At 62.6% G+C, this 15,469-nt stretch carries 17 protein-coding genes; 16 read left to right on the top strand and 1 reads right to left on the bottom strand.

The genetic code is table 11. From position 1 onward, the window contains the following. Positions 1-130 precede the first annotated feature (130 nt). The 16 genes from DW821_RS09530 to hisE all read left to right on the top strand — a co-directional run bounded on the left by DW821_RS09530 (position 131) and on the right by hisE (position 14,395). On the top strand, positions 131-1,345 hold the full coding sequence (locus tag DW821_RS09530) for an MFS transporter (RefSeq protein WP_199411504.1): 1,215 nt from the start codon (positions 131-133) through the stop codon (positions 1,343-1,345). A gap of 170 nt (positions 1,346-1,515) precedes the next feature. Beyond that, positions 1,516-2,577, top strand: a complete 1,062-nt coding sequence (locus DW821_RS09535) for an SIS domain-containing protein (RefSeq protein ID WP_118066666.1) — start codon at positions 1,516-1,518, stop codon at positions 2,575-2,577. 94 nt (positions 2,578-2,671) lie between these two features. Then, positions 2,672-3,088: a PTS sugar transporter subunit IIA gene (locus DW821_RS09540; protein WP_117757609.1), complete on the top strand. Its 417-nt coding sequence runs from the start codon at positions 2,672-2,674 to the stop codon at positions 3,086-3,088. A 16-nt stretch (positions 3,089-3,104) separates the two neighbouring features. Beyond that, a complete protein-coding gene (locus DW821_RS09545; protein ID WP_117759404.1) occupies positions 3,105-3,575 on the top strand; it encodes a PTS sugar transporter subunit IIB in 471 nt (156 codons plus the stop codon). 8 nt (positions 3,576-3,583) lie between these two features. Beyond that, positions 3,584-4,375: a PTS sugar transporter subunit IIC gene (locus DW821_RS09550; protein WP_117637121.1), complete on the top strand. Its 792-nt coding sequence runs from the start codon at positions 3,584-3,586 to the stop codon at positions 4,373-4,375. After that, positions 4,365-5,201 carry a PTS system mannose/fructose/sorbose family transporter subunit IID gene (locus DW821_RS09555; protein WP_117759406.1) on the top strand — a complete coding sequence of 279 codons (837 nt, stop codon included), beginning with the start codon at positions 4,365-4,367 and terminating at the stop codon, positions 5,199-5,201. Before DW821_RS09550 ends, DW821_RS09555 begins: the two co-directional genes overlap by 11 nt. Before the next feature lie 83 nt (positions 5,202-5,284). Then, complete coding sequence (locus DW821_RS09560; RefSeq protein WP_117759408.1) at positions 5,285-6,121, top strand: sugar phosphate isomerase/epimerase; 837 nt, start codon at positions 5,285-5,287, stop codon at positions 6,119-6,121. A 169-nt stretch (positions 6,122-6,290) separates the two neighbouring features. Then, a complete protein-coding gene (gene hisG / locus DW821_RS09565; protein ID WP_118066668.1) occupies positions 6,291-8,006 on the top strand; it encodes an ATP phosphoribosyltransferase in 1,716 nt (571 codons plus the stop codon). 106 nt (positions 8,007-8,112) lie between these two features. Then, entirely contained in the window at positions 8,113-9,549 is a 1,437-nt protein-coding gene (hisD, locus tag DW821_RS09570) for a histidinol dehydrogenase (RefSeq protein WP_118066670.1), read from the top strand. A 1-nt stretch (position 9,550) separates the two neighbouring features. After that, on the top strand, positions 9,551-10,666 hold the full coding sequence (hisC, locus tag DW821_RS09575; RefSeq protein WP_118066672.1) for a histidinol-phosphate transaminase: 1,116 nt from the start codon (positions 9,551-9,553) through the stop codon (positions 10,664-10,666). Continuing rightward, complete coding sequence (gene hisB, locus DW821_RS09580; RefSeq protein WP_117779030.1) at positions 10,667-11,254, top strand: imidazoleglycerol-phosphate dehydratase HisB; 588 nt, start codon at positions 10,667-10,669, stop codon at positions 11,252-11,254. A gap of 79 nt (positions 11,255-11,333) precedes the next feature. Then, on the top strand, positions 11,334-12,035 hold the full coding sequence (locus DW821_RS09585; protein ID WP_118066674.1) for an imidazole glycerol phosphate synthase subunit HisH: 702 nt from the start codon (positions 11,334-11,336) through the stop codon (positions 12,033-12,035). Then, positions 12,032-12,775, top strand: coding sequence for a HisA/HisF-related TIM barrel protein (locus DW821_RS09590; protein ID WP_118066676.1), 744 nt, complete (start codon positions 12,032-12,034; stop codon positions 12,773-12,775). The genes DW821_RS09585 and DW821_RS09590 overlap by 4 nt, the downstream gene beginning before the upstream one ends. Positions 12,776-12,778: 3 nt before the next feature. After that, positions 12,779-13,561 carry an imidazole glycerol phosphate synthase subunit HisF gene (hisF, locus tag DW821_RS09595; RefSeq protein ID WP_118066678.1) on the top strand — a complete coding sequence of 261 codons (783 nt, stop codon included), beginning with the start codon at positions 12,779-12,781 and terminating at the stop codon, positions 13,559-13,561. A 141-nt stretch (positions 13,562-13,702) separates the two neighbouring features. Continuing rightward, on the top strand, positions 13,703-14,032 hold the full coding sequence (gene hisI / locus DW821_RS09600) for a phosphoribosyl-AMP cyclohydrolase (protein ID WP_118066680.1): 330 nt from the start codon (positions 13,703-13,705) through the stop codon (positions 14,030-14,032). A 45-nt stretch (positions 14,033-14,077) separates the two neighbouring features. Continuing rightward, positions 14,078-14,395, top strand: coding sequence for a phosphoribosyl-ATP diphosphatase (gene hisE / locus DW821_RS09605; protein ID WP_117736030.1), 318 nt, complete (start codon positions 14,078-14,080; stop codon positions 14,393-14,395). Positions 14,396-14,422: 27 nt separating this feature from the next. Here hisE and DW821_RS09610 read toward each other — a convergent pair whose 3' ends face one another. Then, a complete protein-coding gene (locus tag DW821_RS09610; RefSeq protein WP_117736031.1) occupies positions 14,423-15,334 on the bottom strand; it encodes a PHP domain-containing protein in 912 nt (303 codons plus the stop codon). Between the last annotated feature and the right edge of the window lie 135 nt (positions 15,335-15,469).

Raw genomic sequence — 15,469 nt, forward strand, 5'->3', positions numbered from 1 at the left:
GTGGGCATCATCGGCGCGTTCTTCGGCGTGCTGGCGTAAGGGCCCGGCTGCATAGATTTTCGTTGCAACCTGGAAAGGGGATGGAGCAGGCCTATGCCCTCCATCCCCTTTTTGTATAGAAGGAGTTCGTATGTTCGCGAAGGATCGCGAAGCAATGCGCCTGACGCCGGCAGAGGTCAGGCTGATTCTTATTGAGTCCCTGCAGTGGTGCGCCAACAACGCGGTCTACTTTTTGGGGCTTATCGGTGCGGCCACGTATGATCTGGCTGGCACGGCCTTTTTGGTTGCCGCCATTACGCTCGTGCGCAATCTTATGACGTCGGTGGGCAATATGGTGTCGGGCTCGGTCATCGATCGCTTTGGACCGCGCCGGACGTCGTTTGTGACGTGCGTGATTACGGCAGTGCTATCGCTTGGCGTGGGGTTGGCGCCGTTGTCTGTCCCCGGGCTTGTGTTTGCCGCGTGCGTCTTGGGACTTGCGGGCGGCTTTATCAACACCTGCACGCATGCGTTTCCGGGATACCTGGAGTCGACCACCGAGGGCCGTACCCGCGTGAACGGCCTCATGGTGTTCTACAGCAATATCGCCTATACCGCTGGCCCGCTGCTCGGCGGTGCCATCGTGAGCTGTTTTGCCACGCAATCGGTCTATCTGCTCATGGCGGGCATGATGGGTGTGGCGGCCGTACTCTCCTTGGGCTGTCATGAGTGTGTTGCTCCCGCAAAAGGGGAGAAGCCGAAGGGCGGTATTCTGGGCGGTATGGCCGAGGGTGCGCGACTTACGTTTCGCGACCACGACTTGCGCCTCATCTTTATCTCGGGCTTTTTGGGTTTCTTTGCGTTCGGCGCGTTCGATTCGCTGGAGTCGTTGTTCTACCGCGATGTGCTCAACGTGGATATCGTCTGGCTGGGCTGGCTGTCCTCGGTCGTGGGCCTCACTTCCTCGGTGGGCGCGTTCATCCTGACCAAGCTTTCTGCTCGCCATGTCAACCTGCGATTGCTGCTCGGCGCGCTCATGGCCGTGGGCATTGGGTCCATGGTGTACGTGGGCACCGATATGCTGGGGGTCGCGATTGTCGGTCAGGCGATTAACGGTCTGGCCTGGGGGTTCCTGGAGCCGCTGCAGATGATCTTGATTCAGGAGCGCGCCGACATCAAATACCTGGGGCGCATTACCGGCTTTGTGCGTTTTGGCCTGATGAGCGCCGGCGTGGTGCCGCTGCTGGCGGCTCCGTTTTTGGCGGAGGCTTTGGGCGTCCAGACGGTATTGTTTGGGGCATCGACCATTATTGCGCTGGTAGGAACGCTGTTCTTTGTCACACAAGGGAGACGCCAGGGGCGTTAGCTATACATCAAATTCTAATTTAAGACCACTCACCAGAGAATCTCGACCGTTCACCGAGGATTGGAGCAGATTGAAAAGTGGTATTAAAAACACGTTAGCTGTATGTCTATAATTGGTATCGAAAAGAAACGCGATGTATAGATTCGCGTGCAGGGCAGAAAGGAAAAGCCATGAAGGAAACCGAGAAGATCGAGATCATGCATTTCGACCAGGAGGGCTATCTCGAGGACGGCAAGGCGCTCTACGAGACCGGCAAGAAGATGACCGCGCTCGCCGACAAGGTCGCCGACGAGGGCTACGACGCCGTGTTCCTGATGGGCGTCGGCGGCACCTGGGACGAGCTCATGCAGCTCGAGTACCTCATGAACAAGTTCGGCGACCGCGACCTCGAGGTCTACCTGATCCACGCCGCCGAGTGGAACGTCATGGGCCACAAGCGCATGACCGAGAAGTCCGTCGTGCTCACCGCCTCCGAGTCCGGAACCACCCCCGAGGTCCTCGAGGCCGTCAAGAAGATGAAGGGCATGGGCGTGCGCGTCTACGCCATGACCAAGCCCGAGGGCCCCATCGGCCAGGCTGTGGGTGCCGAGAACTGCGTCAAGATGGCTTCCGATCACGGTAACGGCGGCTGCGAGATGGGCTACTACCTCGCCGACTGCTTCGGCCTGCGCCTGCTCAACCGCCGCGGCTGCTTCCCCAAGTTCGATAAGTTCATCGGGCAGACCAAGGACGTTTGGACCCACCTGGTCGACATCCGCAAGAGCTTCGAGCCGCGCGCCGAGGAGCTCGCCAAGAAGTACGCCCTGGCCCCCTACACCATGTTCATCGGCTCCGGCGCCCTGTGGGGCGAGACCATCCTGTTCTCGATGTGCATCCTGGAGGAGATGCAGTGGAAGCGCACCCGCTACATCACCTCGGCCGACTTCTTCCACGGCACCCTCGAGCTCGTGGAGCCCGGCGTCCCCGTGTTCCTGTTCATGGGCGAGGACGAGAACCGCAAGCTCGACGAGCGCGTCCGCGCCTTCCTGACCCGCGGTGTGACCGGCGACACCGACATCAACATCATCGACACCGCCGAGTTCGCCATCCCCGGCCTTGACGACGAGTTCCGCGTCATCGTCTCCCCGTGGATTCTCTCCTCGCTGATCACCGATCGCCTTGCCGCTTACTACGAGACGGTCACCAAGCACAACCTCAACTACCGTCGTTACTATCACCAGTTCGACTACTAATCGGTGACAAATAAGCTACTGATCAAGAAGCACCCTGCCCGGGCGCATGCGTCCGGGCATTTTTATGCCGAAGTTCGCAAGAAAGGGGAATCGAATGAGGCAGTTTATCGTGGCGTCCCATGCTCATTTCGCGTCTGGAATCGTCGAGAGCATCGGCCTGCTTTCCGGCGAGCGCGAAAACGTCCATGCGCTGTCTATGTATGTCGACGGAAACGAGGACCTGGTCAAGGAGGCTGCGGCGATTCTGGACGACTTTGCCGCGGACGATGAGGTCGTCGTTTGCACCGACCTCTTTGGCGGCAGCGTCAACAACGAGTTCACCAAGATCGTCCAGACGCGCCCCAACACGCACCTTGTGACCAATATGAACCTGCCGCTCCTTATTCAGCTGCTGTTCGTGCCCGACTCCACCCCGATCGATGAGGCCATTCGCCAGATCGTCGAGGCGGACGACACCAAGGTCAAGTACGTCAACGACCTGCTGGGGCAGGCCGAACTCGATGAGTTTTAATCGTTAGGAGCACATCATGATTCAGATGATTCGCGTGGACTATCGACTGCTTCACGGCCAGGTTGCCGTTAGCTGGACCTCGGCTCTGGGTGCCGACTGCATCCTGTTAGTGAGCGACACGGTCCTCAACGACAAGCTTCGTCTGCAGGCCCTGTCCCTTGCAAAGCCCGAAGGATGCAAGGTCGTCGTCAAAAACACCGAGGATGCCGTCAAGGCGCTCCAGAGCGGTGTGACCGACAAGTACAAGCTCTTCGTGGTTTGCGAGACGATCCAACAGGCCGGTGCCGTCGCCAAGGCGATGGGCGTCAAGAAGATCAACCTCGGCAATGTGGCCTTTAGCGAGGATGCCCGCCAGGTCTCGACGAGCGTATTCCTTACGTCCGAGAACGAGGCCTACGTGAAGGAGCTACTCGGCGAGGGCTATGAGCTGTTCATTCAGATGATTCCGGCGGATGCGAAGACTGACGCCGCAAAGGTCATCGGTTAGGGGCTGTCATGGTTATCAAGACGATCCTGATTTTCCTGATTGCCCTTTTGGGCTATTCCGAGTGGCTGACCGGTACGAGTTACCTTCAGCGCCCCATTGTGCTCGGACCGTTGGTCGGCCTTGTCATGGGCGATGTGGTGACCGGCACCATTATGGGCGCCACGATGGAGCTTGCCATGGTCGGCGCCATCTCGGTCGGCGCCTATAACCCGCCCGATACGATTTCCGGCACTATCCTGGGTGTATCTCTTGCCATGCAGGCCGGCGCGGACGCTTCGGCGGCCCTGACCCTGGGTATTCCCATCGCAACGATCGTCCTGGCGCTCGATACGGCCCTGGGCCAGCCGGTCATGCTGCTGCTGGTGCACCGTATCGACAAAAACGTCGAGGACGGAGACACCAAGGCCATCACGCGCAACATGCTCATCGCCGGTTACGCGCAGAGCTGGTGCGGCCTGCTGATCATTCCCCTGGCATTCTTCTTTGGCGCCGATGCTGTTGCCAGCCTGCTCAACATCATCCCCGATTTCGTTCAGACCGGCATGGATGTCGCCGCCGCCTTCTTGCCCGCACTCGGCTTTGCGATGCTGGCGCAGATGATTATGAACAAAACAGTGGCTCCGTTCTTCTTCGCTGGCTTCTTCCTCGTCGCCTACTTTGGCATTAGCACGACGGGCGTGGCGATCTTTGCCGCGATTATCGTCGTCGCGATGACGGTTTTGGGTGACAAGAAAAAGGCGGAGCAGCCCGCAGCGGCAACCGAGGATCCTGCGATTGGGAGTGGGTTCGATGAGTTTTAAGTTTGAGTCTTCTTACAACGGGCTGATTTCCCGCGCAGACCTTAAGAAGCTGTTCTGGCGCTCGATTCCCTATGAGCATTCCTGGAACTACGAGCGTATGGGCCATATCGGCTTTATGTGGGCCCTTATGCCGATCCTTCGCAAGCTGTATCCGCAGGATGCGGACTTTAAGGCCGCACTCAAGCGCCATATGGAGCTCTATAACGTCACGCCGTATATCTCGACGCTCCCCATGTCCATTGCTGCCGCAATGGAAGAAGTCAACGCCACCGAAGATAACTTTGACACGAGCGCGATCTCTAATGTCAAGCTTGCTTTGATGGGACCGCTGTCCGGCGTGGGCGATGCCTTCTACTGGGGTACGCTGCGAATTTTGGCAACGGGTGTCGGCACGTCGCTGGCGCTGCAGGGCTCTATTCTTGGCCCGATTTTGTTCCTGCTCGTGTTCAACGTCCCCCACTACATCATCCGTTACCTGCTGACGTTTGTGGGATATCGCTTTGGCTCGGACATGATCAGCAAGGTCCAGGAATCGGGCATTATGGACACGATCGTCAAGATGGCCTCTATCATGGGCGCCATGGTGATCGGCGCTATGACCATGGAGATGGTCACCGTGGACATTCCGCTCATGGTCGGCGCGGGCGATGGCGCTCAGACGCTCGCCGAGCTGCTCAACGGAATCTTCCCGGGCTTTGTCACGATGGGGCTGTTTGGAATTGTCTATCTCATGCTCAAGAAGAAGATGAATCCGCTGCTCATCATGCTCGTGATCCTACTCGTGAGTATCGCCGGCGCGTTCTTTGGAGTGCTTGGTGTCCAGTAGGGTATCCGTCATAATTAAAACAATATAAGAGGGGGCGTCGCGCACATTGTGCTGCGGCGCCCTTTTGCCGAAAGGTGGACAAGATGGAGTATCCGCAGCTTGCCGTCATGAATATCAGCCATCGTTATTTTGACCTTGAGGAATTCTTTTCCTCGGCAGCGGCCTCGGGCTACACGTGTTGCGAGCTTTGGACCGGGGCGATGCATCTGTATGTCGATTGCCATGGATACGATTCGATCGAGCAGGTGCGGGAGCTGTCACAGCGGTATGGGGTTCGGATTGTGGGGCTTTGTCCCGAACAGAACAACCCCAAGCCGTGGAATATCGCGGCGCGCGGGAATGAGGCGCGTGCCCGCACGCTCGCGTACTTTAAGAACGTTGTGGATATCGCGGCGGAACTTGGAGCCGAGCAGGTCATGGTCTCGAGCGGCTGGGCATTTTTGAACGAGCCGATTGAGGATGCGTGGGGTCGCAGCGCCTCGATGCTGCGTGCGATTGCCGAGCATGCGGGAGAGCGCGGCGTGCGACTGGTGCTCGAGGCCCTACAGCCGGTTGAGTCGATGATCGTGAACTCGGCGGCCGATACGAAGCGCATGATCGAGGCAGTTGATCATCCGGCACTTAAGGCGTGTCTGGATATGGGCGCCATGGCGGTGGCGGGGGATACCATCGACGATTACTTCGACCTGCTTGGCGATGATGTCGCCCACGTGCATTTTGTCGATGTTGCGGCAGATGGCACGACGCATCTTGCCTGGGGTGACGGCGACCGCGATATGCGCGCTGACCTGGATAGGCTGGTGGCGCGCGGCTATCGCGGAGTTGTTTCGGCCGAGACCTATGACGGGCGCTATTTTGCCGACCCCGCAGCTGCCGATGCGCAGGTAATGGCAGAGTATCGTCGTGCGATTGGCGCCTAGGTGGGGTTGGGCTGCGGCAACCTACTCTATGTTTCCAGATGAATACGGTGTGAGCGGTTGCGACGGATTTTCCCCGCAAGCACTCTAGTATGCTAAAGTACCCAGAAGACCGGCGGAGCTACGCCGGTCTTCTGCTCTATATGAAACACAGCATGAGGAGGCTCACCAGATGACGGCCACACCGTGGGGATTCCGGGACATATTGCCCGAGGAGGCTCAGGCGCGCGAGGAGATCGCATGTACGGTGAAGGGCTGCTTCAGGGAGCATCATTACCTTCCGGTCGAGACGCCGCTGCTCGAGGACAAGGGTTCGCTCGAGGAAGGCGGCCGCATTGCGGACACGCCGTTTAAGCTCTTTGATGACGACGGTCGCCTGCTGGTGGTCCGTCCCGACAACACATTGCCGATCGTGCGTCTGGTTTCGACCCGCATGCGCGCGGCCGACCTGCCCCTACGCCTTCGCTACGAGGCGCCGGTGGTTCGTGAGTGCCAGCGCAATGCCGGCGGCTCGCGCCAGTTTACACAGCTGGGCTTTGAGCTTATCGGTGCGGGCGACACCGCGGGCGATGTCGAGATTGTCTCGCTCGTGGCCGAGGCGGTGCGCAAGCTGGCGCTGCCCGATGCGCGCATTATCGCAGGTAGCGTGCGTCCGTTTAAGGAGCTGCTCGCGGCGTGCGAGGATCGCGAGCTGGCTGCCGAGGCCCTGCGCTGCGTGCACGCCAACGACTTTGTGGGCCTCGATGCCCGCGTGGCGGCAAGCGCCGAGTCCGATGCCGTCAAGGTTGCCATTAGCGAGCTGCCGCGCTTGCACGGCGGCGCCGAGGTACTCGACCGCGTCGATGTGCTTCTGGCGGCGGCGGGCATCGTCGCGCCGCTCACGAGTGAGCTGCGTGCTCTGGTCGAGGGCCTGGCTCCCGGGGACGCCCAGGTGCTGTCGTTCGACTTCTCCATCATGAACTCTTTCGATTACTACACGGGCCTGGTCTTTAAGGCCTATGCCGGCGGCCTGCCTGACCCGGTCGGTTCGGGCGGCCGCTACGACTCCATCTTTACCGGCGCATTTGGCGACGGCATCGAGGTGCCGGCGGCGGGTTTCGCCTTTTCGCTCGAGCGTCTGGAGGCCGCGCGCACCTCGGCCGAGGACGCCGCCCCCGATGGCGACCACGCCGTGGGCCGTGGCGCCGAGGGCCCGCTACGCATCGCCGTGCCCAAGGGCTCGCTCAAGGCCGATACGCTCGACGTGCTCGAGGCCGCGGGCTTGGATGTCTCGGAGCTGCGCGATCCCGGCCGTCACCTGATCGTGCGCGGCCGCGACACGCGTGCCGGCGAGGGCACGGTCGGCGATATCGAGTTTGTCATCGTGCGTCCCAGCGATGCGCCCGCCTTTGTGGGCTGCGGCGGTGCCGATTGCGGCATCTGCGGTTGGGACTCGCTTATCGAGGCAGACCTCAACCTGCTGCAGCTGGTCGATCTGGGTTACGGCCTGTGCACTTTCATTGAGGCGGAGCCCGCGTGGCGCGCTGGTCAGGCTGAGCGCAACTATGCCCGTCGCGGGTCGCTTCGCGTGGCCACCAAGTATCCGCGCATCGCGAGCGCCTGGTATGCCGAGCGCGGCGTGAACGCCGACATCGTTTCGCTGCACGGCAACATCGAGCTGGGCCCTATCGTCGGCATGACCGATCGCATCGTGGATATTACCGCCACGGGCGCCACGCTGCGCGATAACGACCTCGTTATTACTGGTCGCATCATGGACTGCACGGCCCGCTTCTTTGTCAATCCGGGCGCCGCACGTCTGGATCCGCGTGTACGCAATCTGGCAGATCGCTTGGCGGCAGCCGTGAAGGACAAGCATTTTGAGCCCGTCGCGGGCTCGGCACAATAGCGCGAGCACGCAACGGGCGCCCCAACGTCCGGGCTGCGGGCCGACTGGCGCCGCCGCCCGGTCTCTCGTTTTTCCAACACAACCTCGACCGATAGGGGATACCGATATGAAGACCATCAAGCTTGCTCCCGGTGAGCGCCTCGTTACCAACCAGCTCAACCGCAAGGGCGTGCTGCCGCAAAACATCATCGACGCCGCCCGCGATATCGTGGCCAACGTGCGTGCCAACGGCGATGCCGCGGTGCGCGATTACTGTCAGCGTTTTGACGGTGTTGAGCTGCAGAGCTTCCGTCTCCCGCAGGAGCAGATCGATGCCGCGCTCGAAGGCCTCGATCCGGCTTTTGTCGCGGCGCTCGAAAAGGCTGCACGCCAGATTCGCGAGTTCCACCAGCGCGAGGTCGAGCAGAGCTGGTTTACCACGCGCCCGGACGGCACGATGCTCGGCGTTAAGGTGACCCCACTTGCTGCGGCCGGTATCTACGTGCCGGGCGGTCGTGCACAGTACCCTTCCACCGTGCTTATGAACGCCATTCCCGCCAAGGTGGCCGGCGTCAAACGCGTGGTCATGGTAACCCCACCGCAAAAGGATGGACTGATTAGCCCGTATACGCTCGCGGCCGCCAAGCTCGGCGGCGTGGACGAGATCTATATGGTGGGCGGCGCCCAGGCCGTGGCCGCGCTGGCGTACGGTACTGAGACCATTCCGCGTGTCGACAAGATTACCGGCCCGGGTAACGCCTTTGTCGCCGCTGCCAAGCAGATTGTCTCGGGTGATGTGGGTATCGATATGGTCGCCGGTCCCTCCGAGGTTTGCGTGCTGGCCGACGCCACGGCCAAGCCCATGGTGGTCGCGGCCGACCTGATGGCCCAGGCCGAGCATGACCCGCTGGCGGCCTGCTATCTGGTGACCTGCGACGAGCAGTTTGCGCGTGAGGTTGAGGCAGGTATCGACATCCTGGTGGCACAGTCCCCGCGTGCCGAGATCACGCGTGCCTCGCTCGACAACGAAGGCACCATCGTGGTGGCCGCCGACATGGCGGCTGCCGTCGAGGCAGTGAACACCGTGGCGCCCGAGCACCTTGAGCTGCACTGCAAGGATGCGATGGGCCTGCTCGGCGGCATTCGCAACGCCGGCGCCATCTTTGTGGGCGCTTGGAGCTCCGAGCCGCTCGGCGATTATGTTGCCGGCCCCAACCACACGTTGCCGACCGGCGGCACGGCCATGTTCTCCAACCCGCTTTCGGTCGAAGAGTTCGTCAAGCGATCGAGCGTCATCTGCTATACGCCCGAGGGCCTGCTCTCCGATGCTCCCGCAACGCAGCGCCTGGCCGAGGCCGAGGGGCTGTGGGCACACGCGCTTTCGGCTGCACTGCGTCGCCGCGTGTTGGAGCAGGGCGAGGGTGCCGTGAGCGCCGAGTCGCTCGCCGCGGCCGACCTGACCAAGGTTGCCTGGCCGGGCGACGCCGTGGAGACGATTGCCGAGGGAGTGAACCTGGCGGCTGCAAGCGCGGATGTTGCCGGCGTGACCGGCGAGGAGGTCTAATATGGCCGAACTCACGCCGCGCATGAAGGAGCTCGTCCAGCCCTATCTGGCCGGCATTGAGCCCTACAATCCTAACTTTACGCCCACGCGCATCAATCTTTCGGCCAACGAGAACACCTATCCCGTGCCGGCCGGCGTGCGCGAGGCGATCGACGCGGCCCTGGCTGCCACGCCGTTCAACCGCTACCCCGATCCCATGTCCTGTGACCTGCGCGACGAGCTGGCCGCCTGGCATGGCGTGACGCGTGAGAATATCTGCGTGGGCAACGGCGGCGACGAGCTGCTCTATAACTACCTGCTGGCGTTTGGCGGCGCGGGGAGGACCCTGCTCAACTGCCCGCCGTGCTTTAGCGAGTATGCGTTCTTTGCGTCGCTCTGCCAGACCGAGGTGCGCGACGTGTGGCGAGACCCCGCGACCTTTGAGCTCGACCAGGCAGCCGTGCTTGCGGCGGCACCCGAGTGCAACCTGGCCATCGTGACCTCGCCCAATAACCCCACAGGTGACGTGGCATCGCTCGACTTTGTCGCGGCCTTGTGCGATGCGTGCCCCGGCATGGTCATGGTCGACGAGGCCTACGTTGAGTTTGCCGACGATTCGTTTGGCGCGGCCACCACGGCGCAGGGACTTATCGCCGAACATCCCAACCTGGTGATTCTGCATACGTTGTCCAAGGCGTTTGGCGCTGCCGGTACGCGTCTGGGTTACGTGATCGCGGCACCCGAAGTCATCGACGTGTTCGCAGCGATTCGCCAGATCTATTCGGTCAATGTGCTGAGCCAGGCGGCGGCGCTTGCCTGCGTGCGTGCCCGCGATGCGTACGCGCCCGTGGTGGCACAGGTCGCATCCGAGCGCGAGCGCGAGCTGTGCGCCCTGCGCGCAATGGCTGCCGAGGGCCTGCCCGTGGAGGTGTGGCCGAGCGCGGCGAACTTTGTGCTCGTGCGCACGCCGCATGCCACGCGCGTGCGCGAGCGTCTGCGCGACGAGTATTCGATTTTGGTGCGCGACTTTAGCTATGCGCCGGGGCTCGCGGACTGCCTACGCATTACCGTGGGTACGCCGCGGGAAAACGACGAGGTGCTGGCTGCGTTTGCCGCGCTGGTGAAGGAGGAGATGTAGATGGACCGCTATGCCGAGGTAACCCGCAAGACGGGCGAGACCGACATTGTCGTAAAGCTCGACCTGGACGGATCTGGCGTGTGCGATATCTCGACCGGCGTGCCGTTTTTCGACCACATGCTCAACGCCTTTGGCCGCCATGGCCTGTTCGATCTGACGGTGCACGCAGTGGGCGACGTCGAGGTCGACGCGCATCACACCGTCGAGGACACGGGCATCGTGCTGGGCGAGGCGTTTTGCCAGGCGCTGGGCGACAAGGCGGGTATTACGCGCTTTGCCGATGCGGCGATCGCCATGGACGAGACGCTCGTGATGGCCGCCGTGGACATTTCGGGTCGCGGCCAGGCCTATTGCGAGCTGCCCGTGCCGACCGAGCGCGTGGGTAGCTTCGATACCGAGCTGGCCGTCGAGTTCTTCTATGCCTTCGCGCGTGACGCCAAGCTCACACTGCACGTGCGCGAGCTGGCAGGCGGCAATTCGCACCACATTATTGAAGCCGCCTTTAAGGCCGTGGGACGCACGATGCGCCACGCCTGCGAGCTCGATCCCCGCGTGCAGGGCATCCCCAGCACCAAGGGCTCGCTGTAACCGCCATATAGGCAGAAACCACCACAAAGGTGCCTGTCCCCTTTGTGGTGGTTTTGGACGAAGAGAAGGGGAGGGTCGCGTGGGCGAACCGAAGATTGTGGTGGTCGATTACCACAAGGGTAACTTGTCGAGCGTCGTGCGCGGGCTTGCGCGCGCCGGTGCCGCCGCCTGCACGTCGGACGATCCGGATCAGATCCGCAACGCCGAAGGCCTGGTCATCCCGGGCGTTGGCGCGTTCTACGACGCGATTGCCTTTATGCGCGAGAGCGGCGAGGCGGACGCGGTGCTCGACGCCGTTGCCGCCGGAACTCCGCTGCTCGGCATCTGCCTGGGCCTTCAGCTGTTTTTTGAGCGCGGCGACGAGGACGTGCCGGCGGACGAGGGCGCGGACGCGGACGACGCTGCCTCCGAGCAGGCTGGTGGTCCCTGGGTCGATGGCCTGGGTATTATGCGTGGTTCGTGCACGCACCTGGAATCAAGCCGCCTGAAGGTCCCGCACGTGGGCTGGGACCAGGTGCACATGACGCCCGCCGGTGCGGCCGATCCGCTGCTCGCCGGTTTTGCCGAGGGCGCCAACATGTACTTCACCCACAGCTATGCGGTGGCCGACGATGCCGATGCCGCCGATGTTCTGGCGCGCACGCACTACACGCGGAGCTTCCCGTGCATCGTGCGTCACGGCAACGTGTGGGGCTGCCAGTTCCATCCCGAGAAATCCTCTGCGCTGGGTCAGCGCATCCTTAAGAACTTCGTGAGCATCGTCGAGGGGGCCGGCCGATGATTCTGTTTCCCGCAATCGATCTGATCGGCGGCAAGGTTGTGCGCTTGGAGCGCGGCGACCGGAGCCGCTGCAAGGTATATTCCGACGACCCCGTGGCCGTCGCCCGCTCGTTTGCCGAGCAGGGCGCAAGCTGGGTGCACGTCGTCGACCTGTCCGCTGCCTTTGGCGAGGACGAGGGCGCATGTGCCGCCAACTCGACGGCGATTAAGGCCATCTGCGGCGTCGACGGTCTGTCCGTGGACGTGGGCGGCGGCGTCCGCTCGCTCGCGCGCATCGACGAGCTGGCCGGCTATGGCGCTCGCCGCATTGCGCTGGGCACCGTGCTGGTGACCGAGCCGGGTTTTGCCGAGGTGGCAGCCCAAGGCTTTGGCGAGCTGCTGGTCGCCGACATTGCCGCACGCGACGGCCAGGTTAAGGTGAACGGCTGGCGCGACGGCGCGGGCGTGGCGCTCGACGATGCCGTGGCGCAGCTTACCGAGCTGGGCTTTAAGCATCTGGTGTATACCGACATCGCGCGTGATGGCATGCAGACGGGCATCGACGTGGCGGCATATCGCCATGTGGCGCAGGTCGCGGGCTTTCCCGTCGTGGCGTCGGGCGGTATCTCGACGCTCGACGACATCCGCGCGCTGGCCGCGGTGGGCGAGGATGCCATGGAGGGTGCCATTACCGGTCGTGCGCTCTACGAGGGCAACTTTACGCTGGTTCAGGCGCTGGCCGCCGCCCGAGGGGAGGAGTAGCCCATGCTTACCAAACGCGTAATTCCCTGTCTGGACGTTAAGGACGGCCGCGTGGTCAAGGGCGTCAACTTTGTGAGCCTGCGCGATGCGGGCGACCCGGTGGAGCTGGCCCGCGCCTACGACCGCGAGGGTGCGGACGAGGTTGTATTCCTGGACATTACCGCGACGAGCGACAACCGCGCGACGACCATCGAGATGGCGGCGCATGCGGCCGAGGAGCTGGCGATTCCCTACACCGTGGGCGGCGGTTTCCGTGACTTGGCGGGCATGCGAACCATGGTTGCCGCCGGCGCCGACAAGGTGTCGCTCAACTCTGCCGCTGTGCGCGATCCGTCGCTGATTAGCCAGGCCGCCACGGCGTTTGGCAGCCAGGCCGTGGTCGTGGCGATCGATGCCAAGCGCGTCGGCCTGCCCGGCGAGCCAGGTGCCGACAAGTGGGAGGTCTTCACGGCGGGCGGCCGCAACGCCACGGGTATCGACGCGGTGGCGTGGGCCGAGGAGGCGGCTCGTCGCGGCGCCGGCGAAATCCTACTGACCAGCATGGACCGCGACGGCACCAAGGCCGGCTTTGACCTGGCGCTCACCCGCGCCGTGGCGCGTGCGGTGTCGATCCCCGTCATCGCGAGCGGTGGCGTGGGCACGCTCGAGCATTTTGCCGAGGGCGTGATCGAGGGCGAAGCCGACGCCGTGCTGGCGGCGAGCGTCTTTCACTTTGGAACCTTCAGCATTCGCCAGGTGAAGGAGTTTATGGCCAGCCAAGGCATCCCTGTCAGGTTGGACTTCTAGCGCTGCGGCTTGCCCAGGCGCCCGACCTTCCGGCTCCAACCCTCCTCGCGTACTTAAGTACGCGTCGTCGGGCTTGTCGCTCGGAATCTCGGGCACCTGGACAACCCTCGCCGACATGCGGGATTTTAATTGGGGAGAGAAATGGAAGAGATAACCGATCCTTCAAGGCTTACGTACGATGCCCACGGGCTGATTCCTTGCGTGGTTCAGCAGTATGACACCGGCGAGGTGCTTATGGTTGCTTGGATGAACGAGGAATCGGTGGGGCTGACGCTTAAGACCGGGACCACGTGGTTTTGGAGCCGCAGCCGCCAGGAGCTCTGGAACAAGGGCGCGACGAGCGGCAATATGCAGGTGGTCAAGGAGCTTTGGGCCGACTGCGATAGCGATACGCTGCTGGTCAAGGTCGACTCTCCGGGGCCGGCTTGCCACACCGGCAACCGTACCTGCTTCTTTAAGAAACTCGCGTAGGGCGGGCGCTCGATTAGACGCTCGGTTACTAGAAAGGATTGAACTATGGGTGTGCGCACCGCAAATGTTCAGGATGGAAATATCGGCGAGACGCTGACGGGGCTGGCCGAGGTGATTCACGGTCGTCGCGATGCGTCACCACAGGAGAGCTACACCGCTCGTCTGTTGACCGACGTCGAGGACGAGCTGCTCAAGAAGCTTGCCGAGGAGGCGAGCGAGGTCATCATGGCCTGCAAGGATAACGATCACGACCACATCCGCTACGAGGCCGGCGATCTGGTCTACCATCTGCTCGTAACGCTCGAACGCTACGGTATCACCCTCGACGAGCTGGCCGGCGAACTCAACGCCCGCCGCCGCTAGTCATTTAAGAACGTCCCCAATGACTAGTTAGGCGAGGGGTGTGGGTTCCCATTCGCCGGTGGGGTGGGGGATGTCGAAGGTTCGGTAGCCGCAGTCGTAGGCGTGGGCCTGGGCCGCGCGGATTTTCCAGCAGATATCGCAGGCGCGGTGCGCGTCCGAGCCAAAGGTAATGGGCACCTCGGCATGGGCAAAGCAGCGCAAAAGGCCGGTTGCGGGATAGTAGTCGCCGAGGCCCTTGCGCGGCGCGGCGGTCGAGACCTCAACGCGGCGACCCGTATCGTGGGCGCACTCGGCCATCTGCCTCCAAAACGGCGCGGGGTCAAAGTCGGGCGCGAAGCCTTCCTTCGAAAAACGCATGACCAGGTCGGGGTGAGCCATCACATCAAAACTGAGCGAGCTTTCGCAGGCGTGGCACCAGTCGTCGACGTAGCGCTCCCATACGCCGCGTACGCCTAAGTTTTCCCAAACGTGCAGGTTGGTGTCGTCGTCGATCCAGCCGCAGCGTGAGTCGGGCGTATCGGGGCGCGCGGCGTTTTCCGTTCCCGCCGTACCCGCGGCACCTGCCATGGTATCGCCGGGGTCGCCAATCCAGTGCACGCTGCCCAAGCGCACCACGGCGTCCTGGGACCAGCGCTCTACCAAGGGCTCGCAGCCTTCGTACCAATCGCATTCAAAACCGTAGATAAAGGTGAGCTCCGGCGCAATCTGCGCGGCGAGTTTGCGGGCGTCCTCAAAGGCCAGGCGATGTGCCGGCAAGTCGCCCTCGACGACCTGCACCTCGCAGTTGGCGTCCATGCTGGCGGGCAGGGTGAGGTGGTCGGTCGAGACCATGACACGGCAGCCGGTGGCGGCAGCAGCGCGGACGTTGTCCTCAAACGAGGCATGGCCGTCCGAAAACGAAGTATGGGTGTGGCAATCGACCAGCGGACACGCGGGCATGGCGACTCCTTTGCATTTGGTGAATCCGCTCCATTCTAATGGCGCAGCCTCGGCGCGTCGTGCGCGCGGGGTGCCGAAATCGATCGGAAAGGGTGCGCGGTGCGGCCTCGCTTGCTCTCAAAACGTGTACGTCAG

The organism is Collinsella sp. AM33-4BH (assembly GCF_003469205.1).
GTDB lineage: Bacteria > Actinomycetota > Coriobacteriia > Coriobacteriales > Coriobacteriaceae > Collinsella.

What these genes read in the sequence shown, in the direction of transcription:
- hisI (WP_118066680.1), top strand. Translation starts at nt 13,703, where the DNA reads ATGGAAGAGATAACCGATCCTTCAAGGCTTACGTACGATGCCCACGGG.
- DW821_RS09550 (WP_117637121.1), top strand. Translation starts at nt 3,584, where the DNA reads ATGGTTATCAAGACGATCCTGATTTTCCTGATTGCCCTTTTGGGCTAT.
- hisB (WP_117779030.1), top strand. Translation starts at nt 10,667, where the DNA reads ATGGACCGCTATGCCGAGGTAACCCGCAAGACGGGCGAGACCGACATT.
- hisG (WP_118066668.1), top strand. Translation starts at nt 6,291, where the DNA reads ATGACGGCCACACCGTGGGGATTCCGGGACATATTGCCCGAGGAGGCT.
- hisD (WP_118066670.1), top strand. Translation starts at nt 8,113, where the DNA reads ATGAAGACCATCAAGCTTGCTCCCGGTGAGCGCCTCGTTACCAACCAG.
- hisE (WP_117736030.1), top strand. Translation starts at nt 14,078, where the DNA reads ATGGGTGTGCGCACCGCAAATGTTCAGGATGGAAATATCGGCGAGACG.
- DW821_RS09560 (WP_117759408.1), top strand. Translation starts at nt 5,285, where the DNA reads ATGGAGTATCCGCAGCTTGCCGTCATGAATATCAGCCATCGTTATTTT.
- DW821_RS09610 (WP_117736031.1), bottom strand. Translation starts at nt 15,334, where the DNA reads ATGCCCGCGTGTCCGCTGGTCGATTGCCACACCCATACTTCGTTTTCG.
- DW821_RS09545 (WP_117759404.1), top strand. Translation starts at nt 3,105, where the DNA reads ATGATTCAGATGATTCGCGTGGACTATCGACTGCTTCACGGCCAGGTT.
- hisC (WP_118066672.1), top strand. Translation starts at nt 9,551, where the DNA reads ATGGCCGAACTCACGCCGCGCATGAAGGAGCTCGTCCAGCCCTATCTG.
- DW821_RS09590 (WP_118066676.1), top strand. Translation starts at nt 12,032, where the DNA reads ATGATTCTGTTTCCCGCAATCGATCTGATCGGCGGCAAGGTTGTGCGC.
- hisF (WP_118066678.1), top strand. Translation starts at nt 12,779, where the DNA reads ATGCTTACCAAACGCGTAATTCCCTGTCTGGACGTTAAGGACGGCCGC.
- DW821_RS09535 (WP_118066666.1), top strand. Translation starts at nt 1,516, where the DNA reads ATGAAGGAAACCGAGAAGATCGAGATCATGCATTTCGACCAGGAGGGC.
- DW821_RS09530 (WP_199411504.1), top strand. Translation starts at nt 131, where the DNA reads ATGTTCGCGAAGGATCGCGAAGCAATGCGCCTGACGCCGGCAGAGGTC.
- DW821_RS09555 (WP_117759406.1), top strand. Translation starts at nt 4,365, where the DNA reads ATGAGTTTTAAGTTTGAGTCTTCTTACAACGGGCTGATTTCCCGCGCA.
- DW821_RS09540 (WP_117757609.1), top strand. Translation starts at nt 2,672, where the DNA reads ATGAGGCAGTTTATCGTGGCGTCCCATGCTCATTTCGCGTCTGGAATC.